The 23,879-nt window shown below is 72.6% G+C and carries 20 protein-coding genes and 1 riboswitch; of the genes, 7 read left to right on the top strand and 13 right to left on the bottom strand.

Features of this window, described 5'->3' with window-relative positions; all coding sequences use genetic code 11:
• Positions 1 to 32: 32 nt before the first annotated feature.
• The 10 genes from ACSP97_RS21040 to ACSP97_RS20995 are packed head-to-tail and all read right to left on the bottom strand — an operon-like array spanning position 33 to position 10,167.
• Positions 33 to 1,559 (bottom strand): NADH-quinone oxidoreductase subunit N, encoded by a 1,527-nt coding sequence (locus ACSP97_RS21040; RefSeq protein ID WP_440553759.1) that lies wholly within the window; start codon positions 1,557 to 1,559, stop codon positions 33 to 35.
• Complete coding sequence (locus tag ACSP97_RS21035; RefSeq protein ID WP_358680316.1) at positions 1,556 to 3,157, bottom strand: NADH-quinone oxidoreductase subunit M; 1,602 nt, start codon at positions 3,155 to 3,157, stop codon at positions 1,556 to 1,558. Before ACSP97_RS21035 ends, ACSP97_RS21040 begins: the two co-directional genes overlap by 4 nt.
• A gap of 6 nt (positions 3,158 to 3,163) precedes the next feature.
• A complete protein-coding gene (locus ACSP97_RS21030) occupies positions 3,164 to 5,158 on the bottom strand; it encodes an NADH-quinone oxidoreductase subunit 5 family protein (RefSeq protein ID WP_440553757.1) in 1,995 nt (664 codons plus the stop codon).
• Positions 5,155 to 5,529 (bottom strand): NADH-quinone oxidoreductase subunit NuoK, encoded by a 375-nt coding sequence (gene nuoK, locus ACSP97_RS21025; protein ID WP_070026359.1) that lies wholly within the window; start codon positions 5,527 to 5,529, stop codon positions 5,155 to 5,157. The genes ACSP97_RS21030 and nuoK overlap by 4 nt, the downstream gene beginning before the upstream one ends.
• Complete coding sequence (locus ACSP97_RS21020) at positions 5,529 to 6,131, bottom strand: NADH-quinone oxidoreductase subunit J family protein (protein ID WP_382071291.1); 603 nt, start codon at positions 6,129 to 6,131, stop codon at positions 5,529 to 5,531. Before ACSP97_RS21020 ends, nuoK begins: the two co-directional genes overlap by 1 nt.
• Positions 6,128 to 6,682, bottom strand: a complete 555-nt coding sequence (locus tag ACSP97_RS21015) for a NuoI/complex I 23 kDa subunit family protein (protein ID WP_355145372.1) — start codon at positions 6,680 to 6,682, stop codon at positions 6,128 to 6,130. The genes ACSP97_RS21020 and ACSP97_RS21015 overlap by 4 nt, the downstream gene beginning before the upstream one ends.
• 2 nt (positions 6,683 to 6,684) lie before the next feature.
• A complete protein-coding gene (locus tag ACSP97_RS21010) occupies positions 6,685 to 7,653 on the bottom strand; it encodes a complex I subunit 1/NuoH family protein (RefSeq protein ID WP_355145370.1) in 969 nt (322 codons plus the stop codon).
• Complete coding sequence (locus ACSP97_RS21005) at positions 7,650 to 9,134, bottom strand: NADH-quinone oxidoreductase subunit C (protein ID WP_440553754.1); 1,485 nt, start codon at positions 9,132 to 9,134, stop codon at positions 7,650 to 7,652. The genes ACSP97_RS21010 and ACSP97_RS21005 overlap by 4 nt, the downstream gene beginning before the upstream one ends.
• Positions 9,131 to 9,757 carry an NADH-quinone oxidoreductase subunit B gene (locus ACSP97_RS21000; RefSeq protein ID WP_358270980.1) on the bottom strand — a complete coding sequence of 209 codons (627 nt, stop codon included), beginning with the start codon at positions 9,755 to 9,757 and terminating at the stop codon, positions 9,131 to 9,133. The genes ACSP97_RS21005 and ACSP97_RS21000 overlap by 4 nt, the downstream gene beginning before the upstream one ends.
• On the bottom strand, positions 9,748 to 10,167 hold the full coding sequence (locus ACSP97_RS20995) for an NADH-quinone oxidoreductase subunit A (RefSeq protein WP_355145364.1): 420 nt from the start codon (positions 10,165 to 10,167) through the stop codon (positions 9,748 to 9,750). Before ACSP97_RS20995 ends, ACSP97_RS21000 begins: the two co-directional genes overlap by 10 nt.
• 232 nt (positions 10,168 to 10,399) lie before the next feature.
• Here ACSP97_RS20995 and ACSP97_RS20990 point away from each other — a divergent pair, with 232 nt between their 5' ends.
• The 6 genes from ACSP97_RS20990 (at position 10,400) to rarD (ending at position 18,554) form a co-directional block, all read left to right on the top strand.
• On the top strand, positions 10,400 to 11,620 hold the full coding sequence (locus ACSP97_RS20990; protein WP_355145362.1) for a sensor histidine kinase: 1,221 nt from the start codon (positions 10,400 to 10,402) through the stop codon (positions 11,618 to 11,620).
• A 253-nt stretch (positions 11,621 to 11,873) separates the two neighbouring features.
• The gene (locus ACSP97_RS20985; protein WP_440553751.1) at positions 11,874 to 13,271 is read left to right on the top strand and encodes a sensor histidine kinase; all 1,398 of its coding nucleotides are present in this window, start codon (positions 11,874 to 11,876) and stop codon (positions 13,269 to 13,271) included.
• Positions 13,272 to 13,420: 149 nt separating this feature from the next.
• Positions 13,421 to 14,080 carry a response regulator transcription factor gene (locus ACSP97_RS20980; protein ID WP_279628633.1) on the top strand — a complete coding sequence of 220 codons (660 nt, stop codon included), beginning with the start codon at positions 13,421 to 13,423 and terminating at the stop codon, positions 14,078 to 14,080.
• 272 nt (positions 14,081 to 14,352) lie between these two features.
• The gene (locus tag ACSP97_RS20975; RefSeq protein ID WP_358270984.1) at positions 14,353 to 16,281 is read left to right on the top strand and encodes a 2-oxoacid:acceptor oxidoreductase subunit alpha; all 1,929 of its coding nucleotides are present in this window, start codon (positions 14,353 to 14,355) and stop codon (positions 16,279 to 16,281) included.
• Positions 16,274 to 17,335 (top strand): 2-oxoacid:ferredoxin oxidoreductase subunit beta, encoded by a 1,062-nt coding sequence (locus tag ACSP97_RS20970; protein WP_440553749.1) that lies wholly within the window; start codon positions 16,274 to 16,276, stop codon positions 17,333 to 17,335. The genes ACSP97_RS20975 and ACSP97_RS20970 overlap by 8 nt, the downstream gene beginning before the upstream one ends.
• 247 nt (positions 17,336 to 17,582) lie before the next feature.
• The gene (gene rarD / locus ACSP97_RS20965) at positions 17,583 to 18,554 is read left to right on the top strand and encodes an EamA family transporter RarD (protein ID WP_355145354.1); all 972 of its coding nucleotides are present in this window, start codon (positions 17,583 to 17,585) and stop codon (positions 18,552 to 18,554) included.
• A gap of 13 nt (positions 18,555 to 18,567) precedes the next feature.
• Here the strand turns inward: rarD and ACSP97_RS20960 are convergent, their stop codons facing one another.
• From ACSP97_RS20960 to ACSP97_RS20950, 3 genes are all read right to left on the bottom strand, one after another.
• Positions 18,568 to 19,830 carry a tetratricopeptide repeat protein gene (locus ACSP97_RS20960; protein WP_440553747.1) on the bottom strand — a complete coding sequence of 421 codons (1,263 nt, stop codon included), beginning with the start codon at positions 19,828 to 19,830 and terminating at the stop codon, positions 18,568 to 18,570.
• A 262-nt stretch (positions 19,831 to 20,092) separates the two neighbouring features.
• Positions 20,093 to 21,319 (bottom strand): LolA family protein, encoded by a 1,227-nt coding sequence (locus ACSP97_RS20955; RefSeq protein WP_440553745.1) that lies wholly within the window; start codon positions 21,317 to 21,319, stop codon positions 20,093 to 20,095.
• A gap of 293 nt (positions 21,320 to 21,612) precedes the next feature.
• The gene (locus ACSP97_RS20950; RefSeq protein WP_440553743.1) at positions 21,613 to 22,623 is read right to left on the bottom strand and encodes a polyprenyl synthetase family protein; all 1,011 of its coding nucleotides are present in this window, start codon (positions 22,621 to 22,623) and stop codon (positions 21,613 to 21,615) included.
• A gap of 532 nt (positions 22,624 to 23,155) precedes the next feature.
• Positions 23,156 to 23,364, top strand: a riboswitch (cyclic di-AMP (ydaO/yuaA leader).
• 3 nt (positions 23,365 to 23,367) lie between these two features.
• Here ACSP97_RS20950 and ACSP97_RS20945 point away from each other — a divergent pair.
• Entirely contained in the window at positions 23,368 to 23,853 is a 486-nt protein-coding gene (locus ACSP97_RS20945) for a transglycosylase SLT domain-containing protein (RefSeq protein ID WP_355145346.1), read from the top strand.
• Positions 23,854 to 23,879: the final 26 nt, after the last annotated feature.

Raw genomic sequence — 23,879 nt, 5'->3', positions numbered from 1 at the left:
CCCGCGCCTCCTCAGAACGGTCCGGTGGCCGCTCAGAACAGTCCGGTGGCCGCGAACCGCAGCACCAGCTGGGGCGCCGCCGACAGGGCCACGGCCGCCACCCCGGTGAGGGCGATCGCGGCCGTGAGCGGGGCCGGGACCCGGTGCCGTACCGCCTCGCCCTCGGGGGCGCGGAAGAGCACGGCCGTCCACTGGAGGTAGTAGAAGAGCGCGATCACCACGTTGACGGCCATGACGACCGCGAGCCAGCCCAGGCCCGCGTCGACGGCCGCCGAGAACACGGTGACCTTGGCGAACAGTCCGATGACGCCGGGCGGCAGGCCGGCCAGGCAGAGCAGGAAGAAGGCCAGCAGGAGCGCGGTCGGCGGGTTGGTGGCGTACAGGCCGCGGTAGTCGGAGACGCGGTTCGCGGGGCGGCCGCGGCCCACCACGGCGGCCACCGCGAACGCGCCCAGGTTCACGGCGGCGTACATCAGGGCGTACGCGACCGTCGAACCGATCGCCTGCTGCGCGTCCCGGGCGTACCCGGCGGCCGCGATCGGCACCAGGAGGTAGCCGGCCTGTCCGACGGAGGACCAGGCGAGCAGTCGTACGGCGCTGTGGGCACGGCCGGCCCGCTGGCGCAGCGCGCCGAGGTTGCCGACGGTCATGGTGAGCGCGGCCAGGACGGCGAGCGCGGGCCCCCACACATCGGCGTAGGAGGGGAACGCGACGACGGTGACGAGGATCAGTCCGGAGAAGCCGACCGCCTTGCCGACGACCGACAGATAGGCGGCGACCGGCAGCGGCGCGCCCACGTAGGTGTCGGGCACCCAGAAGTGGAAGGGCACCGCGGCGGTCTTGAAGGCGAAGCCGATCAGGGTGAGGACGACGCCGGTCTGGGCCAGGGTGTGCAGCTGGCCGCCGGTGTGCGGCAGGCGCTGGGCGACCTGGGTGAGGTAGAGGGAGCCGGTGGCGGCGTAGACGAAGCTGACGCCCATCAGGCTGACCGCGGTCGCGGTGACCGAGGACAGGAAGAACTTCAGGGCGGCCTCGGAGGACCGCTTGTCGCCGTGCCGGATGCCGACCAGGGCGAAGGCGGGCAGCGAGGCGACCTCCAGGGCCACGATCAGGGTGGCCAGGTCGCGGGCGGCGGGCAGCAGGGCGGCGCCGGCCGCGGAGGACAGCAGCAGGAACCAGAACTCCCCGGCGGGCACGCGCCGCCGGTCGTCGTCGACGTTCGTGATCGACAGCAGGGCCGCGAGCAGGGCCCCGCCGAGGATCAGGAGCTGGATGACGAGGGTGAAGCGGTCGGCGGTGTAGCTGCACGCGCGCGGGGTGCCGGGCAGGCAGAAGGTGGCGCGGTCGCCGCCCAGGAGCGGCAGCAGCATCAGCGCGGCGGCGGCGAGCCCGGCGACCGAGATCCAGCCGAGGACGGCCTTGCGGGCCGCGGGCAGGAACAGGTCGGCGACGAGCACGGCGAGCGCCACCAGGGCGGCGATCAGCGGTGGCGCGACGGCGAGCCAGTCGACGGACTGGACCAGTGAACCGGCGGACTCGGCAAGGGGCTGGGGGCTCATCGGGTGCCTCCTGCGAGGAGCTGGTGCACGGCCGGGTCGGTCAGGCCGAGCAGGGCGCGCGGCCAGAGTCCGGCGACGACGGTGAGGGCGACGAGCGGGGTCCAGGCGGCGAACTCGTAGCCGTGCACGTCGGCGAGCCGGTGGGCCGGGCCGTCGGTGGCGAGCCCGGGGGTCTCCTCGACGGTGCCGCCCATGCAGACCCGGCGGACCACGATCAGCATGTACGCGGCGGTCAGCAGGGTGCCGAACGCGCCGATCGCCATGAAGGTGAGGTAGGCGGGGCGGTCGAGCCCGGCGGCGGGCTTGAACGCGCCGAACAGGGACAGCATCTCGCCCCAGAACCCGGCGAGTCCGGGCAGTCCGAGGGAGGCGACGGCGCCGAAGGCGAGCAGTCCGCCGAGGCGCGGGGCCTTGCCGTACAGGGCGAGTCCCGTCTCCTTGGCCAGCGTGTCGAGGTCGGTGGTGCCGGTGCGGTCCTTGAGGGCGCCGACCAGGAAGAAGAGCAGGCCGGTGATCAGGCCGTGGGCGATGTTGGCGAACAGGGCGCCGTTGACGCCGGTCGGGGTCATGGTGGCGATGCCGAGGAGGACGAAGCCCATGTGGCCGACGGAGGAGTAGGCGATCAGCCGTTTGAGGTCGCCCTTCGCGCCCCGCCTGGCCAGGGCGAGACAGGCCAGGGAGCCGTAGACGATCCCGACGACGGCGAGGGCGGCGAGGTAGGGCGCGAACGTGCGGAAGCCGTGCGGCGCCACCGGCAGCAGGATCCGTACGAACCCGTATGTGCCCATCTTCAGCAGCACCCCGGCCAGCAGCACCGAGCCGGTGGTCGGGGCGGCGGTGTGGGCGTCGGGCAGCCAGCTGTGCAGCGGCCACATCGGGGTCTTGACCGCGAGCCCGAGCCCGATCGCCAGTACGGCGACGACCTGCACGGACGCGGTCAGGGACCGGCCGTTGTCAGTGGCGAGTGCCACCATGTCGAAGGTGCCGGCCTTGATTCCGATCAGGAGCAGGCCGAGCAGCATGACGACGGAGCCGAGCAGCGTGAACAGGATGAACTTCCACGCGGCGCGGGTCCGCCCCTCGCCGCCCCAGCGGGCGATGAGGAAGTACATCGGGATCAGCACGGTCTCGAACGCGAGGAAGAACAGCAGCAGGTCGAGCACGGAGAACGTCGCGAGGGTGCCGGTCTCCAGCAGGAGCAGCAGCGCGACGAACGCCTTCGGGGACGGGCCCGCGGGCGGCTTGAAGTAGGAGTACAGCGCGCACAGGAAGGTCAGCAGCGCGGTCAGTACGACGAGGGGGAGGGAGATGCCGTCGATGCCGAGGTGGATGCGCACGTCGAGCGCGGGGATCCAGCTGATGTCGGTCGTGGCCTGCATCCTCGACGGATGGTGGTGGTCGAAGCCGAGCGCGAGGACGACCGCGGCGGCGAGGACCGCACCGGTCACGGTGACGCCGTGCCGCAGCACGGCCTGCTCGGGTGACTTCCCCTTCAGCCCGGGCGGGGCCGGCAGGAGAGCGGCGGCGGCGCCGAGGAGCGGGCCGACGACGACGAACGCCAGGAGGAACTGCATCACGGACTCGTTGATATCGATCACGCCTGCTCACGCTCCCGTGGCGACGAGGACGACGGCGACCGCGAGGACGACGGTGCCGGCGAGCAGCGCGCTCACATAGGTCTGCACATTGCCGGTCTGGGCGCGGCGTACGGCGGCCCCGAGCAGCCGGGGCAGCGCTCCGGCGGCGCCCACGTAGGTGTCCACGACCTCGCGGTCGAGGAACCGTACGAGGCTCGCCCCGGCCCGTACCGGGCGGACGAACAGCGCGTCGTAGACGGCGTCCAGATGGAAGCCGACGGCCGCGTGCCGGTGCAGCGGGCCGAGCAGCACCCGTCCGGGGTCCGCCGGGTCGGGGGCGTAGGCGATGTCGCCGTAGGCCGGGGTGTGGGTGGCGATGGCCTCGGCCTCGACGCGGCCGGCGTCGGCCCCGGGGTGGGCGGCGACCGCGCCGAGCGGGGGGCTGACCAGGTTCCGGGTGGTGCGCTGCCACACGCCGTAGGTGAGCAGCCCGCCGACCACGGCGAGGCCGGTGCCGAGGACGGAGGTGAGCGCGGTCGGGGCCAGGGACCGGCCGTCGAACCAGCCGGGCAGCGCCCGGTAGGCGAGCCCGCCGAAGGCCAGGGAGGGGATCGCGAGGACCCACAGCACCACGGTCATGGCCGGCGGCTGGCGGCCGTGGTCGGGGGCCTCGGCGCCCCGGCCGTGGAAGGCCAGCAGCCACAGCCGGGTGGCGTAGGCGGCGGTCAGTACGGCGGTGATCAGTCCGGCGACGAACACCAGCCGGCCGGCCGCGCCGGGCACGTGCGCGGTGTGGCCGCCGGCCGCGTGCTCGGCGGCGCCGAGGACGGACTCCTTGGAGAAGAAGCCGCTGAACGGCGGGATCGCGGCGAGCGCGAGCAGTGCCACGGTCATCGTCCAGTAGGCGTCCGGGACACGGTCGCGCAGTCCGCGCATGCGGGACATGGCGGCCAGCGAGTTGGTGCCGGCGGCGTGGATGACCACACCGGCGGCGAGGAACAGCAGCGCCTTGAAGGCACCGTGGGACAGGAGGTGGAAGACGGCGGCGCCGCGGTCGCCGACGGCGAGGGCGCCGGTCATGTAGCCGAGCTGACCGATGGTCGAGTAGGCCAGGACGCGCTTGATGTCGTCCTGGGCGAGGGCGGCCAGTCCCGAGCCGGTCATGGTGACGGCGGCCATCACGGCCAGCACCAGCATCGCGGCCCCGGATGCCTCGAACACCGGGAGGAGGCGGGCGACGAAGTAGACGCCGGCGGCGACCATCGTCGCGGCGTGGATCAGCGCGGAGACGGGCGTCGGGCCCGCCATGGCGTCCGGCAGCCAGGTGTGCAGCGGGAACTGCGCCGACTTGCCCGCCACGCCCGCGAGCAGCAGCAGGGCGACGAGGGTCGGGTGGTGCAGGCCGCCGCTCGCGACGGTGCCGAGGACGCTGGTGACGCGGAACGAGCCGGCGTCGGTGGCGAGCGCGAACAGGCCGATCAGGAACGGCACGTCGCCGAGCTTGGTGACCAGGAACGCCTTGAGGGAGGCGGCGCGGGCCTCGGGGGTCTCCCAGTAGTGGCCGACCAGGAAGTAGGAGCAGATGCCCATGACCTCCCAGCCGACCAGCAGCACGATCAGGTCGCCGGAGTAGACGACGAGCAGCATCGCGGAGGTGAACAGGGAGACGAGGGCGGCGTACGAGGGGTAGCGCGGGTCGTTGCGGAGGTAGCCCGTGGAGTAGATCTGCACGCAGGACGCGACGAAGGCGACCAGGATCGCGACGAGCGCGGCGAAGCCGTCGATGTGCAGGGCCAGCTCGACGGGGACCGAGCCGGTGGGGGTCAGCTCCGTGTGGGCGTCCAGGGCCGGTCCGCCGCCCTGGCGGACGGCGACCAGCGCGGCCGTCACCAGCGAGGCCAGCGGGGGCAGCACGGCGAGCGGGCGGACGAAGCCGGGCGCGGTGCGGCCGAGCAGCAGCCCGGCCGCGGCACCGAGGAAGGGCAGCAGGGGGACGAGTACGGCGAGGGTGGTCGTGGTCACGCGGTGGCCTCGGTCTTCTCTGCCGCTGCGGCACCCGGCTCCGCGCCGTCGGGGCGCTCGGCGGTGTCGCGGAGCTTGTCGATGTCGGAGGTGCCGCGGTTGCGGTACACGGCGAGCACGATCGCCAGGCCGATGCCGATCTCGGCGGCGGCGATGGCGATGGTGAACAGGGTCAGCGCCTGGCCGGAGTGCAGGGTGTCGCGGGCGGCGCGGCTGAGCCAGACGTCGAAGGCGACCAGGTTGAGGTTGACGGCGTTGAGCATCAGCTCGACCGACATCAGCACCAGGATCGCGTTGCGCCGGGCGAGGACGCCGTACAGGCCGGTGCAGAACAGGAGGGCGGAGAGTACGGCGGGATAGACGAGGTGCATCAGCGGGCGCCGTCCTTCCCGGCGGGGGCGGGTACGGGCGTGCCGTCGGCGCCCGCCCCGGCCTTGGCCTTGCGGGACAGCACGATGGCGCCGACCAGGGCGGCGAGGAGCAGCACGGACAGCGCCTCGAAGGGCAGCACCCAGTACCGGAACAGGCTCGCGCCGGTGACGTGGGTGGCGCCGGCGGCCGGTCCGGTCAGGTCCATCCAGGTCGTGCGGAAGGCGTCGACGACCACCCACACCAGGGCGACGGCGGCGGCGAGGGCGACGGCGAGGGCGGCCCAGCGGTTGCCGGAGTCGGCGTCCGGGGAGTGCCCGATGGGCGCCCTGGTGAGCATCAGCCCGAACAGCAGGAGGACGACGACGGAGCCGACGTAGATCAGGACCTGCACCCAGGCGATGAACTCGGCGGTGAGCAGCAGGTACTCCACGGCGAGTCCGCCGAGCGCGACCACCAGCCACAGGGCGGCGTGCACCAGTTGCCGGGTGGTGACGGTGATCAGCGCGGCGCCGAAGGTGACCAGGCCGACCAGGAGGAAGGCGATCTCGACACCGGTCGGCGAGAGGAAACCGTGCGGGGCCGCGGCGAGGGCGGGGCTCATGCGTCGCCCTCCTCGGACTCGGCCTTCCGCGCGGCGGCCAGCTTGTCGGCGGTCTTGCGGGCGGCGGCGATCTCCTTCGGCTCCTCCGCGCCCGGGTCGAGGGCGGGCGGCGCCGGGACGGTCCACATCCACTCGCGGAGCTTGTCGCGCTCATGGGTGAGGTCGCGGATGTCGGTCTCGGCGTACTCGAACTCCGGCGACCAGAACAGCGCGTCGAAGGGGCAGACCTCGATGCAGATGCCGCAGTACATGCAGAGCGAGAAGTCGATGGCGAACCGGTCGAGGACGTTGCGGCTGCGCTCGCGGCCGCCGGGGGCGGCGGGCGGGACGGTCTCCTTGTGGGAGTCGATGTAGATGCACCAGTCGGGGCATTCGCGGGCGCACAGCATGCAGACCGTGCAGTTCTCCTCGAACAGCCCGATCACGCCCCGGGTGCGGGGCGGGAGTTCGGGCAGGGCGTCCGGGTACTGCTCGGTGCCGTGCTTGCGGGTCATCGTGCGCAGGGTGACGGCCAGGCCCTTGGCGAGTCCGGAACCGGGAATCGGAGCCATGGTTAGCTGATCACCACCTTGACGATGCCGGTGAGGGCGATCTGGACGAGGGAGAGGGGGACGAGGAGGGTCCAGGACAGCTTCTGGAGCTGGTCCTCGCGCAGCCGCGGGTAGGTGACGCGCAGCCAGATGACGACGAAGGCGAGGATCGCGGTCTTCAGCAGGGTCCAGACCCAGCCGAGCCCGCCGTCGCCCCAGGGGCCGTGCCAGCCGCCCAGGAAGAGGACGGTGGTCAGGCCGCACAGCACCACGATGCCGGCGTACTCGGCGAGCAGGAACAGGGCGAAGCGCAGGCCCGTGTACTCGGTGTACGCGCCGAAGATGATCTCCGAGTCGGCGACGGGCATGTCGAACGGCGGGCGTTGCAGCTCGGCGAGACCGGCGACGAAGAAGACGACCGCGCCGATGATCTGCCAGGGCAGCCACCACCAGTGGAAGGCGTGCAGGATGCCCTGGAGGGAGACCGTGCCGGCCGCCATCGCGACGGAGGCGGCGGCGAGCAGCATCGGCAGTTCGTAGGCGAGCAGCTGGGCGGCGGTGCGCAGGCCGCCGAGCAGGGAGAACTTGTTGGCGCTGGCCCAGCCCGCCATGAGCGAGCCGAGCACGCCGACGCCCATCACCGCGAGCGCGAAGAACACGCCGGCGTCCAGGGCCTGGCCGACGGCGCCCTCGCCCGGGCCGATGGGGATGACGAGCAGCACCAGCAGGTAGGGCAGCAGGGCCACGGCGGGCGCGAGCTGGAAGACGCGGCGGTCGGCGTCCGCCGGCACCACGTCCTCCTTCTGCGCGAACTTCACGCCGTCCGCGATCAGCTGGGCCCACCCGTGGAACCCGCCCGCGTACATCGGTCCGAGCCGCCCCTGCATATGGGCCATCACCTTGTGCTCGGTCTGCCCCACCACCAGCGGGAAGACCAGGAACACCAGGAACACCGCGACGACCCGCAGCACGACATCCAGCACACCGCTCACTGCGGGCCTCCTGTCGGGTCGGTCGGGGGGGCGTCGGGGGTTTCGGGATCGTCGGGGGTGCCGGGAGCGGGGTCGCTCCCGTCCCGGCCGGGGGCGGGGCCGGGCTCGCGAGAGGGCGAGGGCTCGGGAGAGGGCGAGGGCTGCGACTCGGCCTCCGGAGCCGGACTCGGCTCGGCCTCCTCCGCAGCCGGACGCGGCTCGGGCGAGTCCGGCTCGGGGGAGGCCGGCGTCCGCGGACGCCGGGGCCGTTCGGTCGGGGCCTGCGTGGGCTGCGGTTCGGCCGGGGCGGTGGGGTCCGTCGCGTCGGTCCGCTCGCGCGGCTCCTGGTCGTCGAAGGCCGGGCGGGCGTGGTGCCACGGGGCGTCGGAGCTGCGCGGGGCCGGGCGGTCGGCCTGGCCGGGCGTCCGCGGCGTCGGTTCCGTGGCGCGCTGGGAGGCCGAGCCCTGGGAGGCGCTGCGGTCGCGACGGGGGCGGGCCGGTGCCGGACCGGGCTCGTGCGCCACCGAGGCCTCCGCCGCGGGACCCTCCGCGGTCTGCGCGGTCTCCCCCTCGGCCGCGGCCTGCTTCCGCTCCGCCGCGTCCTCGCCCTGCGCCGCCGCCGTCTGGCTCACCGAACCCTCGCTCGCGCTGCGCATCCTGCGGGGACGCGCCGGGGCACCCTCCCCCGCCGGTGCCTGACTCGCCGAACCCTCACTCGCGCTGCGCATCCGACGCGGGCGGCCCGGAGCGGCGCCCTCCCCCGCCGGTGCCTGACTCGCCGAACCCTCACTCGCGCTGCGCATCCGGCGCGGGCGGCCCGGAGCGGCGCCCTCGGCGGCGCCAGGCTGATTCGCCGAACCCTCCGCCGCCGTGCGGGTACGGCGGACCGGGCGGTCCCCGGCGGCGCGGGCGGGGCGGGCCGGGGCGGGGGGCAGCTGGCCCTTGAGGGGGCCCCACTCGTTGGGGTCGGGGACGCCCGGCGGCAGCATCTGGCGGCGCTTGGGTCCGCCGTGCTCGGACTCGCCGGGTTCCTTGGCGCCGGGCCACGCCTTGACGACCCGGGCGGCGAGGACGAAGTCCTTGCGCAGGGGGTGGCCCTCGAAGTTCTCGGGGAGGAGCAGGTGTTCGAGCGAGGGGTGGCCCTCGAAGGTCACCCCGAACATTTCGTACGTCTCGCGCTCGTGCCACGCCGCGCCCGCGTACACGCCGACGGCGGACGGCAGCACCGGCGTCTCGTGCGGCACCGTCGTGCGCAGCAGAAGGCGCCGCACCGGGTGCAGGGCGACCACGTGGGCCGCGACGCGGAAGCCGACGCCGGGTTCGTCCACCGCGCTGAGCCAGTCGAAGTAGGTGCAGGTCAGCGTCGTACGGGCCGTCTCCAGGGCGTCCAGCCAGGCGGACGGCGGTACGTCCACGGTCAGGACCTCGTACGACTCCTCGGCCACCGCCTCGGGCCCGAAGAGCTCCCCGGCGGGGGCGGGCAGCCAGCCGGCCGTGCTCATCGCGCGTCCCCCTCGGAGCCGTCCCCCGCCGAGCCGTCCCCCGCCGGGGCCGGCGGCCGCACCAGACCGCTCTGCAGCGCGGCCGCCGACGGACGCCCGGTGTCGGTGCCGTACCGCTCCCCCAGCGACTCGGCCGCGATCTTCTCCTGGAGCTTGAGGATGCCCTGGAGCAGCGCCTCGGGGCGCGGCGGGCAGCCGGGGACATACACGTCCACGGGGATGATCTGGTCGACGCCCTTGGTGACGGAGTACGAGTCCCAGTACGGTCCGCCGCAGTTGGAGCACGCGCCGAACGAGATGACGTACTTCGGCTCGGGCATCTGTTCGTACAGTCGTTTGACGGCCGGGGCCATCTTGTCCGTGACCGTGCCGGAGACCACCATCAGGTCGGCCTGGCGGGGCCCCGGCGCGAAGGGGATGACGCCGAGCCGGATGAAGTCGTGGCGGGCCATCGACGCGGCGATGAACTCGATCGCGCAGCAGGCGAGGCCGAAGTTGAAGACCCAGAGCGAGTAGCGGCGGCCCCAGTTGAGGACCACCTTCATGGGCTCGGGGGCCAGACGGGCCAGCGCGCCGAGCCGCTTGGGCTCCGGGAGGTACACGGGGTCCGGGGTCACGTCCATGTCAGGACGCCCTTCTTGTATGCGTACAGCAGGCCCACGGCGAGGAAGCCGAGGAAGATGAACATCTCCACGAGGGTCGTCGCGCCGTAGCCGGGGGCGGCGAAGACCGTCGCCCAGGGGAACAGGAAGACCGAGTCGACCGCGAAGATCACGTACAGGAAGGCGTAGACGTAGTAGCGGACCTGGGTGTGGGCCCAGCCCTCGCCGACGGGGTCGACGCCGCACTCGTAAGTCAGGAGTTTCTCCGGGGTGGGCACTACGGGGCGCAGCAGCCGGCCGGCGCCGAAGGCGGCCGCGACGAACAGCGCGCCGACGACGGCGAGCAGTCCCACGGCCGAGTACGACCGGAAGTAGCCGGCCGCGATGACGTGCGCCGTGGCGGCCGTCGAGTCCCCCAGCGTGTCCCGCACGGTCCCGTCCCTCGCTCCCTGACCTCGTGACCTGTACGCACGGGAGTCTAGGCCCTGATAAAGAGGCGGTAAGCAGGCAGTCGCGCCGGGAGAGGTCCGCGGCGGGCGGGCGGCGGCACCCGGGACCCCTGGGTGAAGCCCCCGAGGCGGACGGGGGTGGGGTTTTCCCCCGTCGGCGCAGGGCGGCGCACCGCATGGCGCGAGAGGTGTCCCACGCGGCAGGCTGGCCGTTATGACCGCACCCAGCTCCGCCGGCCACCGGCACGGCACCGGCCCCGTCCGGACCGACGGCGCCGACGCCTCCGACGGCCCCGACCGCCTGCCGCCGATCAGGCCGGCCTACAACCGGCACACCTGGAAGGAGATCGCGCACCTCCTGCTGAACCTGCCGGTGGCGGTGTTCGGGTTCTGCTACGCGATCACCGTGCTGACCGTCGGCGGCGTCCTCACCCTCACCGTGGTCGGTCTGCCGCTGCTGGCGCTGTCCCTGCTGGGCGCCCGGCAGCTGGGCAAGCTGGAGCGGGCGCGGGCCCGGGCGCTGCTCGGGGTCCGGGTGGAGGAGCCGTCGCCGCTGCCGCCGGCCCGCGGCGAGGGTGCGTTCCAGCGGCTGTGGACGGCCGTCAAGGACCCGGTGGGCTGGCGGACGCTGTTGTACGACGCGATACGGCTGCCCTGGGGCATCTTCACCTTCTGCACCGTGCTGACCTCGCTGTTCGTGCTGTGGCCCGTGCTGCCGTACCTCGCGAGGGGCCTGGCGAACGTGGACCGGGCGATGGTGCGCGCTCTGCTGTCCCCCTCCGACGAGCTGGAGCGCCGAATAGCGGAGCTGGAGTCGGACCGGGGTGTGGTGGTGGACACCGCCGCCGCCGACCTGCGCCGCATCGAGCGCGATCTGCACGACGGGGCGCAGGCCCGGCTGGTCAACCTGGCCATGGGGCTCGGCCTGGCCAAGGAGAAGCTGCTGGAGGACCCGGACACCGCGGCGGCGATGGTGGCGGAGGCGCACGGCGAGGTCAAGCTGGCCCTCCAGGAGCTGCGCGACCTGGCCCGGGGCATCCACCCGGCCGTGCTGACCGACCGGGGCCTGGACGCGGCCCTGTCCTCGGTCGCCTCGCGCTGCACGGTGCCGGTGAAGGTGACCGTGGAGCTCGCGGACCGCCCCGCCGCGGCCATCGAGGGCATCGCCTACTTCACGGTCTCCGAGCTGCTGCAGAACGTCAGCAAGCACAGCGGGGCCCGGTCCGCCTCGGTCGACGTGTGGCGCGCGCAGGACCGGCTGCTGATCCAGGTCCAGGACGACGGCCGGGGCGGTGCCCGGCTGGACGGCGGCAGCGGGATGCGCGGCCTGGCGGACCGGCTGGGCGCGGTGGACGGACTGTTCGCCGTGGCGTCGCCGGTCGGCGGCCCGACGGTGGTCACGGCCGAACTGCCCTGGCGCGACCGCGAGGAATAGCCGCGCGGGAAGCCGTTAGAGCCGTCGTGCGCGGCGGCGTGCGGTGACGCGTGGTGCAGCGGTGACGCACCGTGTCGCGCGGGTGTCGTGCGGTGCCGTGCCGGGCGGCGGCCGGGTGTCCGCGGGACCGGGTGGGGTGGGGAAAACCCCCGCTCGAAGAGGCCGATGGTCTCCATGGTCCGCGGGGGCGCGGCGCACGAGTCTTGAGTCACGGGCGAAAGCGCCGCTCGACGAGGAGAACGGGACGGATTCGATGGCCACGGAGTACGGACACGGCGGGCACGGGCCCGGGCGGGGGCGCGGCGGCCACGAGCAGGGTTACGACGACTGGGATTCCGGTTGGTCCACCGGCTCCTCCGGGAGCGACCGCCGCCACCGGCTGCCCGCCGCGCTGCGGGCGCCGATAGCGGCCCGCACCTGGCGCGAGCTGGGGTACGTCCTGCTGAGCCTGCCGATCTCGGTGGTGCTGTTCACCTGGACGGTGACGATGGTGTCGCTGGGCGCGGGCCTGCTGGTGACCTTCCTCGGCGTCCCGGTACTGGCGGCGGCCCTGGCCGGCTGCCGAGGCTTCGGCGCGCTGGAGCGGGCCCGGGCGCGGGCGCTGCTGGACGTGGACGTGCGGGGCCCGGAGCCGCTGCGGGTGCGCAAGCCGGGCGCGCTGGCCTGGATGGGCGCGGTCCTCAAGAGCGGCGCCTCCTGGCGGAACCTGCTGTACACGCTGGTGCAGTTCCCCTGGGCGCTGTTCTCCTTCATCGTGGCGGCGACCCTCTATCCGCTCGGCTGGAGCCTGCTGACCTACCCGCTGTGGTTCTGGGTCTTCCCGATGTACGCGGGACAGGCCGGGCTCCAGCTCTACGGCGACGACCACCACCGGATCTACCTGGACAACCCGTTCGAGATCACCGTGACCATGCTGGTCGGACTGGGCTTCACGCTGGCCACGCCGTGGCTGGTGCGCGCCCTGACCACGGTGGACGGGCTGCTGGTGCGGGGGCTGCTCGGCCCGTCGCTGCTGTCGGAGCGGGTGGTGGAGCTGGAGTCGGACCGGGGTGTCGTGGTGGACACGGCCGCCGCCGACCTGCGTCGCATCGAGCGCGATCTGCACGACGGGGCGCAGGCCCGGCTGGTCGGTCTGGCCATGGACCTGGGGCTGGCGAAGGAGAAGCTGCGGGAGGACCCGCAGGCGGCGGCCCGCATGGTGGAGGAGGCCCACGGCGAGGTGAAGACCGCCCTCCAGGAGCTGCGCGACCTGGCCCGGGGCATCCACCCGGCCGTGCTGACCGACCGGGGCCTGGACGCGGCCCTGTCCTCGGTCGCCTCCCGCTGCACCGTGCCGGTCCGGGTCGAGGTGGACCTGCCGTCCCGCCCGGCGCCGGCCATCGAGGGCATCGCCTACTTCACCGTGTGCGAGCTGCTGCAGAACATCTCCAAGCACAGCCGGGCCCGGTCCGCCTCGGTCGACGTGTGGCGTTCGGAGAACCGGCTGATGCTCCAGGTGAGCGACGACGGCGTGGGCGGTGCGGACGCCGCGGCCGGCTCGGGCCTCGCGGGGCTGCGGGACCGGCTGGACGCGGTGGACGGCGTGCTGCTGGTCGACTCCCCGGCGGGCGGTCCCACCCGTGTGATCGCGGAGCTGCCCTGGCGTGGCTGACCTGCGGATACAGCCGCCCTCGACAAGTTATCCACAGGCACGGCACGCTCCCGGCCGTTTCCTGGAATGCTGGGGTCCCGTAAAGGCGCGTCACCGAAGGACGTCGTCACGGGACCGGGTGTACGGGGGCATGGAGCGTGGAGAACAGGGTGCGGGTGGTCATCGCCGAGGACTCGGTGCTGTTGCGGGAGGGGCTGACCCGGCTGCTCACCGACCGGGGGCATGACGTGGTGGCCGGCGTGGGGGACGCCGAGGCGCTGGTGAAGACCATCGCCGATCTGGCCGGCGAGGGCGCGCTGCCGGACGTGGTGGTGGCGGACGTGCGGATGCCGCCGACGCACACTGACGAGGGGGTGCGGGCGGCCGTGGCCCTGCGCCGGCGGCATCCCGGCCTCGGGGTGCTGGTGCTGTCGCAGTACGTGGAGGAGCGGTACGCCACCGAGCTGCTGGCCGGTTCCTCCCGGGGCGTGGGCTATCTGCTCAAGGACCGGGTCGCGGAGGTCCGCGAGTTCGTGGACGCGGTGGTGCGGGTCGCCGAGGGCGGGACGGCGCTGGACCCGGAGGTGGTCGCGCAGCTGCTGGGCCGCAGCCGCAAGCAGGACGTGCTGGCCAAGCTCACCCCGCGCGAACGCGAGGTGCTGGGGCTGATGGCGGAGGGCCGTACGAACTCGGCGATCGCCCGGCAGCTCGTGGTCAGCGACGGCGCGGTGGAGAAGCACGTCAGCAACATCTTCCTCAAGCTCGGCCTGGCGCCGAGCGACGGCGACCACCGGCGCGTGCTGGCCGTGCTCACCTATCTGAACTCCTGATCGGCCGCCTCCCGGCACCGGCCGGGGGCCACGGCGTCAGGGGCGCGTCAGAGCCTCCGGCTTCCGTGGGAAAGACGGGTACCCGGCAGGGGAGCGGAGGGGGGAAGCGGGGAAGGAAGCCCTGACATGTCAGCGCGACAGGCCGACTCGAAACGTCGTCCCAATCTACGGATGACCTCGGGAAGGCGACCCTAACCGACGTAGGGTTGATCCTGGGATGGTCCGTGGTGCGACCACGCCCCGGACAGCCGCCTCGAAGGAGGTCCAGTTCAGTGACCAGCCAGGTCAGCAGCCAGGCGGAGCAGGCCGACGGATCAGTAGTCGGGGAGCAGCGCAAACCGGGCGGCACGAAGGATGTGCGCCGCCTGGACCGGGTGATCATCCGGTTCGCGGGGGACTCGGGTGACGGCATGCAGCTCACCGGGGACCGATTCACCTCGGAGACCGCTTCCTTCGGCAACGACCTCTCCACCCTTCCGAACTTCCCCGCCGAGATCCGTGCCCCCGCAGGCACCCTCCCCGGCGTCTCCTCGTTCCAGCTCCACTTCGCCGACCACGACATCCTCACCCCGGGTGACGCGCCGAACGTCCTCGTCGCGATGAACCCGGCGGCCCTGAAGGCCAACATCGGGGATCTGCCGCGCGGCGCCGAGATCATCGTGAACACGGACGAGTTCACCAAGCGGGCCCTGCAGAAGGTGGGCTACGACGCCTCGCCGCTGGAGGACGGCTCGCTCGACGGCTACGGCCTCCACCCGGTGCCGCTGACCACCCTGACGGTGGAGGCCCTCAAGGAGTTCGACCTCTCCCGCAAGGAGGCCGAGCGCAGCAAGAACATGTTCGCCCTGGGCCTGCTGAGCTGGATGTACCACCGGCCGACCGAGGGCACCGAGAGGTTCCTGAAGTCGAAGTTCGCGAAGAAGCCGGAGATCATGGCGGCGAACATCGCCGCGTTCCGCGCCGGCTGGAACTTCGGCGAGACCACCGAGGACTTCGCGGTCTCCTACGAGGTCGCCCCGGCCGCCAAGGCCTTCCCGGTGGGCACCTACCGGAACATCTCCGGCAACCTGGCCCTGTCCTACGGTCTGATCAGCGCCTCCCGGCAGGCGGATCTGCCGCTGTTCCTGGGCTCGTACCCGATCACCCCGGCCTCCGACATCCTGCACGAGCTGAGCAAGCACAAGAACTTCGGCGTGCGGACCTTCCAGGCGGAGGACGAGATCGCGGGCATCGGCGCGGCGCTGGGCGCGGCGTTCGGCGGTTCGCTCGCGGTCACCACGACGTCCGGTCCCGGTATCGCGCTCAAGAGCGAGACGATCGGCCTGGCGGTCTCCCTGGAGCTGCCGCTGCTGGTGGTGGACATCCAGCGCGGCGGCCCGTCCACGGGTCTGCCGACCAAGACCGAGCAGGCGGACCTGCTCCAGGCGATGTACGGCCGCAACGGCGAGGCGCCGGTCCCGGTGATCGCGCCCAGAACGCCGGCCGACTGCTTCGACGCGGCCCTGGAGGCGGCCCGGATCGCGCTGACGTACCGCACCCCGGTGATGCTGCTCTCGGACGGCTACCTGGCCAACGGTTCCGAGCCGTGGCGCATCCCCGAGGTGGACGAACTGCCGGACCTGCGTGTCCGGTTCGCCTCGGGCCCGAACCACACCCTGGCCGACGGCACCGAGGTCTTCTGGCCCTACAAGCGGGACCCCCGGACCCTCGCCCGTCCCTGGGCGGTGCCGGGCACCCCGGGCCTGGAGCACCGCATCGGCGGCATCGAGAAGCAGGACGGCACGGGCAACATCTCCTACGACCCGGCCAACCACGACTTCATGGTCCGCACCCGGCAGGCCAAGATCGACGGCATCGAGGTCCCGGACATCGAGGTGGACGACCCGCACGGCGCGCGGACCCTGGTCCTCGGCTGGGGCTCGACGTACGGCCCGATCACGGCGGCGGTACGGCGGCTGCGCGCGTCCGGCGACGCGATCGCGCAAGCGCACCTGCGCCACCTCAATCCCTTCCCGCGCAATCTGGGCGCGGTGCTCGCGCGCTACGACAAGGTCGTGGTCCCCGAGATGAACCTGGGGCAGCTCGCGACGCTGATCCGGGCGAAATACCTGGTCGACGCCCATTCGTACAACCAGGTCAACGGTATGCCGTTCAAGGCGGAGCAGCTCGCCACGGCGCTGAAGGAGGCCATCGATGACTGACGCCGGCAACGGACTGCTGCAGCTGGTCCCCAAGGCCGAGGCCAAGCAGTCGATGAAGGACTTCAAGTCGGACCAGGAGGTGCGCTGGTGCCCGGGCTGCGGTGACTACGCGATCCTCGCCGCCGTACAGGGCTTCATGCCCGAACTCGGCCTGGCCCGGGAGAACATCGTCTTCGTCTCCGGCATCGGCTGCTCCTCCCGCTTCCCGTACTACATGAACACCTACGGGATGCACTCCATCCACGGCCGCGCCCCCGCCATCGCCACCGGCCTCGCCAGCTCCCGCCGCGACCTCAGCGTGTGGGTCGTCACGGGCGACGGCGACGCGCTGTCCATCGGCGGCAACCACCTGATCCACGCCCTGCGCCGCAACGTCAACCTCAAGATCCTGCTCTTCAACAACCGCATCTACGGCCTGACCAAGGGCCAGTACTCCCCCACCTCCGAGGTCGGCAAGATCACCAAGTCCACGCCGATGGGCTCGCTGGACGCGCCCTTCAACCCGGTGTCCCTGGCCCTCGGCGCGGAGGCGTCCTTCGTGGCCCGGACCATCGACTCCGACCGCAAGCACCTCACCGAGGTGCTGCGCGCCGCCGCCGAACACCCGGGCACCGCGCTGATCGAGATCTACCAGAACTGCAACATCTTCAACGACGGCGCCTTCGACGCCCTCAAGGACCGCCAGCAGGCCGAGGAGGCGCTGATCCGGCTGGAACACGGCCGACCCATCCGCTTCGGCCCGGACGGCACGCGCGGCGTCGTCCGCGACCCGCGGACCGGGGACCTGGAAGTCGTCACCGTGACCCCGGAGAACGAGGCGGACCTCGTCGTCCACGACGCCCACGCCGCGTCCCCGACCACCGCCTTCGCCCTCTCCCGGCTGGCCGACCCGGACACCCTGCACCACACCCCGATCGGCGTCTTCCGCTCCATCGAGCGGCCGGTCTACGACGTCCAGATGAGCGACCAGCTGGATGCCGCGATCGAGCAGAAGGGCAAGGGCGACCTGGCCGCGCTGCTCGCGGGCGGCGACACGTGGACGGTCGTCGGCTGACGGTTCACCGCACCACAGCCCCACCGCACCATCGCACCACCGGCTGCGCCGCTCGGCGCTCCACGAGGCCCGGGACCCCCGTCCCGGGCCTCGACGCGTGTCCGCCGGCTCCCCCGGGGGGCGTGCTTTCTCTCCCGCCTCGCCTGTCATGACCGTATGCCGATACGGGCATGACAGGCAGGGGTGCCCGGCGCTACCTTCGTCCCCGCGCGTACGCCGGCGCGTGGAGGAGTCAGAGGGAGGGTCCGTGGCCGGGGCATCCAAGGGTGAGCACCGCATAGGTCTGCTGAACGGTTTCGCCGCCTATGGCGCGTGGGGCCTGGTCCCCCTGTACTGGCCGCTGCTGAAGCCGGCCGGGGCGGTGGAGGTCCTGGCCCACCGCATGGCGTGGTCCCTGCTCTTCGTCATCGCGGCCCTGCTGTGCGTACGGCGCTGGGCCTGGCTCGGCGAACTGCTGCGCCAGCCGAGGCGGTTGGCGCTCATCGCGGTGGCGGCGGCGGTGATCACCGTCAACTGGGGCGTCTACATCTGGGCGGTGAACTCCGGTCATGTGGTCGAGGCGTCCCTCGGCTACTTCATCAATCCGCTGGTCACCATCGCCATGGGCGTGCTGCTCCTGAAGGAGCGGCTGCGGCCCGTGCAGTGGGCGGCGGTCGCGACCGGCTTCGCCGCCGTCGTCATCCTGACCATCGGCTACGGCCGACCGCCGTGGATCTCGCTCTGCCTCGCCTTCAGCTTCGCCACCTACGGGCTGGTGAAGAAGAAGGTCGCCCTCGGGGGCATCGAGTCACTGGCCGCGGAGACCGCGATCCTGTTCCTGCCCGCGCTCGGCTACCTGCTGTGGCTCACGGCGCAGGGCCGCTCCACCTTCACGACGGAGGGCGTGGGCCACGGGGCGCTGCTCGCCTCCACCGGTATCGTCACCGCCCTGCCCCTGGTCTGCTTCGGCGCGGCGGCGATCCGCGTCCCGCTCTCCACCCTGGGCCTGCTCCAGTACCTGACCCCGGTCTTCCAGTTCCTCCTGGGCATCCTCTACTTCCACGAGGCCATGCCGCCCGAGCGCTGGGCCGGCTTCGCCCTGGTGTGGGTGGCCCTGCTGCTGCTGACGGGCAACGCGCTGCACACGGCACGCGGACAGCGGAAGGCGGCGGCCGTGCCGGCCGCCCCGCTGGAGACGCCCGGGGCGAAGTCCCCGGACCAGGCCTCGCTGGAGGCCTGACGGCACCGGCCGGTCACCCGGCGGCGCGGGCGGCCCGGTCGGTGAGGCGGAGCATGCGGGCGCGGGCGGACTCCAGGGGGCGGGGGTCGTCGGCCGCGGGGCCCGGTTCGGCGGCCAGGTCCGTCCAGAGGTCGATCAGGTCACGCCCCAGCCGCAGGCCCTCCTCCGGGTCCCGCACGGCACGCCAGGCGGTCGACGCGCTCTGCACGTTGCCGTACGCCGCCTCGGCGTCCCCGGCGGTCCGGCGCAGCCGGGCCAGGTCGAGGGAGAGTTGGCAGGCGCGCACCGGCTCGCCCGCCAAGTAGGCGATGTAGGCGGCCAGTTCGCGCAGGTGCAGCACCTCGGCGTGCCGGGCGCCCAGCACGGTGGAGGCCTCCTCGACCGTGTGCTCGACGAGTTCGGCCGCGGCCTCGATGCGGCCCGCCCGCACGGCCTCGTTGATCCGCGTCATCGGCTCGGTGAGCAGTTCCGCCCCCTCCCGCGTCTCGGTGACCGGGCCGTCGCCCAGCACCTCCTCGGCCACGGCGTCGAAGCCGCGGGGCGGGGTGGGGGTGGCGGTGGTGGGGGCGGAGGACTCGGTGGGCCAGTCGGTGGTGATGGGGGGCTCGGAGGCCGGGGGCCCGGCGGTGACGACGACGTCCGTGAGCGGCTCCGGCCCTTCCACGACCGGCACCGGCACGGCGGACGCGAGCGCGTCGGGCACGGAGGACACGCCGGGCGCGGGCACAGCGGGTACGGCGGACGCAGCGGGCACGACAGGCGGTGGCACGGCGGGTACGGCGGACGCAGCGGGCGGTGGCACGGCGGGCACGGACGCCGGAGAGGCAGGCGCCGGGGCCGGAGAAGCGGATGCCGGGGCGGGAGAGGCGGGTGCCGGAACCGGAGAGGCGGATGCCGGGGCCGCCATGACGGGGGCCGGGCCGAACGCGCCCCTGGGCGTGCGCGACCTCCCCGAGGGCGCGAACTCCGGGGACTCCGCAGGGGCCACCCGTACGGCCTTCCCCGTGACCCGGCTGGAGCCGTCCGCCGAGACCTCCAGGGGGACGACGCAGCCGGCGCGGTCGTCCTGGATGGTGGCGCGTATGGGGGCGCCGAGGCTGATGGCGAGGCGCTGGAGGTGGTTGAGCACGGCCTGCTGGATCTCCTCGCCCGGCTCCGCCACGACCGCCGTACCGCCCACGGAGGCGCCGCCCGCGCCGTACACCCGCACGGGCACCGCCGCCGGGTGTGCCGCGGGCCCCGGCGCCCGCTTCTTCTCGAAGCTCAGTCGAGCCATCGGTCCTTCCCTCACTCCCCCGTGCCGCGATCCGGCCGTACGCATCCTGCCGACCAGTGTGCTGGTTCCACCCCGGCCCCCGCGTCACCACGACGTCACAGCCTCGTCCCAACGGACCGGTGCCGCAGGTCCGCGGCTCGCCGGGGGCCTCGCGGGTGCGCTGATCAACGACGCGGGGCCGGACTCGATGCGCCGCCGGGAGGGGCGCATGCGAAAGGGAGCCGAAGGCGCTGCCCTCGGCTCCCTCGCGGACCGCTGCGGCCTACTTGCCCGCGTCCGCCGCCCGCACCAGCGCGTCCTTGGTGACCGCGCCGGCGTAGACCTTGCCGTTGTCGGTGATCAGGGCGTTGACCAGGCGGGTGGAGAAGACCGTGCCCTTGCCGAACTTGCCGGAGACCTTGTCGCCCAGGGAGCCGAGGAAGCCGGCCGCGTCACTGCCCTTGGCGCCGGTGGGGAGGCCGCCCTTGGCGCCGGTGTCGAAGACGGCGATGGAGGTCCAGCCCTTGCCGAGGACGGTCGGACCCGCGGTGCCTTCCAGGCCCTTGCCCTCGGTCCCCTCCAGCCCCTTGCCGGGCCACTGCGTGTCCTTGTGCGGCGCGCCCTTGCCCCGCGTGTCCTCGCGCTCGGTGACCTTCGCGCCCTTCGGCGGGGTGAAGGCGAAGGCGGAGGCGGCCGGGCGGGCGAAGGAAACCTCGGTGAAGCCCGCGTCGAGCACCGCGGCGCCGCCGCTCTTCGGGGTCAGCGTGAACTTGAGTGGCATGCCCGTCCTGGCGTCCACCGCGATGCTGATCGCGCCGACCGTGGTGCCGGACTGCCGGGGCTTGATCAGCAGCTTGTAGGCGTCGCGCCCGGCGACGTGGGCGGTGCCGTCGACGGTCACGGACGTGGTGTCGTCCACCGACTTCAGGGCCTCGTCGGCGAAGTCCTTGGGCGTGGCCGGGGGCTCGGCCCGCCGGTCCTTGCCGGCCGGCGCGGTGCCGTGGGAGACCTGGTTGCTCTTGCTGTCGTAGCCCCAGACGTCCTTGCCGTTGTGGATGACGCTGTACTCGGCGCCCTGCTCGACGAGCGACAGCTTCTGCCGGTCGGGGCCGTCGGCGGCGACGCGCAGGGTGTGCGTGCCGGTGACCAGTTCGGTGAGCCGGGTCTGCGGGTCGGCGGCGGAGCCGGAGCCGGCGCCGGGGGTCATGCCGGAGGTGAGGCCGCTCTCCAGGCCGCCGAGGTCGGGCAGGCCCAGGTCGGTGCTGACCTTCACGGTGCCGGACAGCCGCTGCACGTCCGACGCGGCGATCTTCTGGATGAGCTGCTGGGCGGTGATCCGGGGCAGGTCGGGGTCGCCGGAGTCGGCGAGGGCCGGGACCAGCCCGATCGTGGCCGCCGCCACCCCCACCACCGCGACCGGGACGGCGTACCGGGCGGCCTTGCGGCGGCCCGAGCGCGTCTCCTCGCCCCGGTCGGCGCCCTGTGCGTCGTCGGATTCGTACGGTGCCATGTGTGCCTTACCTCCGTCGTCGGCGGCGGCTGCTCTCACGCTGGTCCACCCGAGCCGCCGGTCTCACCCGAATCGGTGAGGAGTGGTGATGTCCGTGGTGTCCATACGACCAAATCCGCGCTGAGGAATCGTCAGACCACGGAGGCAACTCGGCGTACGACTGCGGTATGACACGCAAGGGACACCCCTAGGGGCTCGAACGGATCCCTATGGGCAGGATGGAGCACCCGGGCGGGTACGGCCACCCGGTGGACGCCGGACGGGTCGGTCCCGGTGGACGCCGAACCGGTCGGTCACCCGGTGCGGTGCACCACCGCGTCGCACAGCTCGATCAGCGCGGCCTTGGCGTCGCACTCCCGCAGCGGTGCCAGCGCGGCGCGCGCCTCCTCGGCGTAGCGCACGGTGTCCCGGCGGGCCTGCTCCAGGGCCGGGTGGGCGCGCAGCGCGGCCAGCGCCTCGGCGTGCCGGGCGTCGTCGCTGAGGTCGGAGTCCAGCAGCTCGCACAGGGCGATGTCCTCGGGCAGGCCGAGCCGGGCGGCGCGCTCGCGCAGCCGGAGCACGGGGAGGGTCGCGATGCCCTCGCGCAGGTCGGTCCCGGGGGTCTTGCCGGACTCGTGGGAGTCGGAGGCGATGTCCAGGTAGTCGTCGGCGAGCTGGAAGGCCACGCCGAGCCGCTCGCCGTACTGGGTGAGCACGTCCACGACCGTCTCGTCGGAGCCGGACATCATCGCGCCGAACCGGCAGGAGACCGCCACCAGGGAGCCCGTCTTGCCGCCGAGCACGTCCAGGTAGTGCTCCACCGGGTCGCGGCCGTCGGTGGGGCCCGCGGTCTCCAGGATCTGGCCGGTGACCAGCCGTTCGAACGCGAGGGCCTGCACCCGGACCGCCTCGGGGCCGAGGTCGGCGAGGATCTGGGAGGCGCGGGCGAAGAGGAAGTCGCCGGTGAGGACCGCGACGGAGTTGCCCCAGCGGGTGTTGGCGCTGTCCACGCCCCGGCGTACGGCGGCCTCGTCCATGACGTCGTCGTGGTACAGCGTGGCGAGGTGGGTCAGCTCCACCACCACGGCGGACGGCACCACACCGGGCGCGTAGGGGTCGCCGAACTGTGCCGCGAGCATCACGAGCAGCGGCCTGAACCGCTTCCCGCCGGCCCGTACGAGGTGCTGCGCGGCCCCGGTGATGAACGGGACCTCGCTCTTGGTGGCCTCTAGCAGGCCTTCCTCGACAGCCGCCAATCCGGCCTGGACATCGGCTTCGAGAGCCTGGTCCCGCACGCTCAGCCCGAACGGCCCGACGACGGTCACGAGGGGTCTCCTGTCTGCTGGTGTCTGCTGGCGATTACACGGTTTGTCGATAGGTCGCTGCCATCACTCAAGTCAGCGTATCCGGTCCGGTTTCGATCACCGATAGCGCCCACCCGTCCAGCCCGGGCGGTATCGGAGCACATCCGGCACCCCTTCGATCGGATGAGAAGAACGGACATTTTTCGACTTAACAGGAAAATCCGAGCTTCGTCGCGAGCCCGGAGGTGAGCGGAGTACCCGGTCCACCCCACCGAGGGACGAATACCCGGAATCCCCCATGCCCGATTTAACACAGTTTGCCATTTGGTGAATTGGGCCACACACACCCCCTGCCCCCGACCGGCCGCCCGAGACCCCCTTCCCCCTTGCCGCGTAAGCGAGTTGAGCGTTGACAATCGCAAAGGATCAAGTACCCCATAGGGCAATGATCAAGGTCAAATGCCACATCGCATGAATCCGGCACTTGTTCCCGACATGTGCTCTCGCATACGTTCCCGACCCATCGGGCGGACGCCGAATCCTGCCGCCGCCCGTACACCCATCAACGAACTCATTCGTACGGCAGGAGCGGGGGACCCAGGTAAGTCGCCGGACCGGACGACACACGTGACGCGGCACATGCCGCGACACGCGGTCGCACCGGGACGGCTCGGGGTTAAGCCGTGCCTCTCGCGGGGCACGGCCGGGCACCTCCCCGCCCGAACCCGACAGCTCACCTCGCAGGCGTAGGAGAGGAACGTCCCCATGCCTGCTGCCGTTCAGTCGCGCCGCACCCGCACCAACCGCGTCGTCCGTATGCTCGCCGTCGCCGGCACCGGCGCCGCCGTGATCGCCATGCCGCTCGTGGGCGCCGCCAGCGCCTCCGCGGCCACCGCCACCACCTCGGCCGCCGTCACCACCGCCGGGTACCCGAACAACCTCGACGGCTGGATCCGCGAGTCCCTGGCGATCATGAGCCAGAAGGGCATCCCGGGCTCCTACAACGGCATCTACCGCAACATCATGCGCGAGTCCTCGGGCAACCCGAACGCCATCAACCTGTGGGACTCCAACGCCGCCAAGGGCATCCCGTCCAAGGGCCTGCTCCAGGTGATCGACCCGACCTTCAACACGTACCACGTGGCCGGGACCTCCTGGAACATCTACGACCCGGTCGCCAACATCACCGCCGCCTGCAACTACGCGGCCCACCGCTACGGCTCCATGGACAACGTCAACAGCGCCTACTGACCGGCGCCCGGCGGGCCGACGACACC

It is taken from the genome of Streptomyces sp. SCPE 10, assembly GCF_051980735.1.
GTDB lineage: Bacteria > Actinomycetota > Actinomycetes > Streptomycetales > Streptomycetaceae > Streptomyces > Streptomyces misionensis.
Note: the sequence above shows the minus strand (reverse complement) of the source record. Positions and strands in the feature narration are given on the sequence as shown.

Coding starts and splice junctions, on each gene's coding strand:
- ACSP97_RS20960 (WP_440553747.1), bottom strand. CDS start 19,830: ATGGCTCGACTGAGCTTCGAGAAGAAGCGGGCGCCGGGGCCCGCGGCA.
- ACSP97_RS21005 (WP_440553754.1), bottom strand. CDS start 9,134: ATGAGCACGGCCGGCTGGCTGCCCGCCCCCGCCGGGGAGCTCTTCGGG.
- ACSP97_RS21020 (WP_382071291.1), bottom strand. CDS start 6,131: ATGAGCCCCGCCCTCGCCGCGGCCCCGCACGGTTTCCTCTCGCCGACC.
- ACSP97_RS20945 (WP_355145346.1), top strand. CDS start 23,368: ATGCCTGCTGCCGTTCAGTCGCGCCGCACCCGCACCAACCGCGTCGTC.
- ACSP97_RS20985 (WP_440553751.1), top strand. CDS start 11,874: ATGGCCACGGAGTACGGACACGGCGGGCACGGGCCCGGGCGGGGGCGC.
- ACSP97_RS20990 (WP_355145362.1), top strand. CDS start 10,400: ATGACCGCACCCAGCTCCGCCGGCCACCGGCACGGCACCGGCCCCGTC.
- ACSP97_RS21000 (WP_358270980.1), bottom strand. CDS start 9,757: ATGGACGTGACCCCGGACCCCGTGTACCTCCCGGAGCCCAAGCGGCTC.
- ACSP97_RS21015 (WP_355145372.1), bottom strand. CDS start 6,682: ATGGCTCCGATTCCCGGTTCCGGACTCGCCAAGGGCCTGGCCGTCACC.
- ACSP97_RS21040 (WP_440553759.1), bottom strand. CDS start 1,559: ATGAGCCCCCAGCCCCTTGCCGAGTCCGCCGGTTCACTGGTCCAGTCC.
- nuoK (WP_070026359.1), bottom strand. CDS start 5,529: ATGCACCTCGTCTATCCCGCCGTACTCTCCGCCCTCCTGTTCTGCACC.
- ACSP97_RS20970 (WP_440553749.1), top strand. CDS start 16,274: ATGACTGACGCCGGCAACGGACTGCTGCAGCTGGTCCCCAAGGCCGAG.
- ACSP97_RS20955 (WP_440553745.1), bottom strand. CDS start 21,319: ATGGCACCGTACGAATCCGACGACGCACAGGGCGCCGACCGGGGCGAG.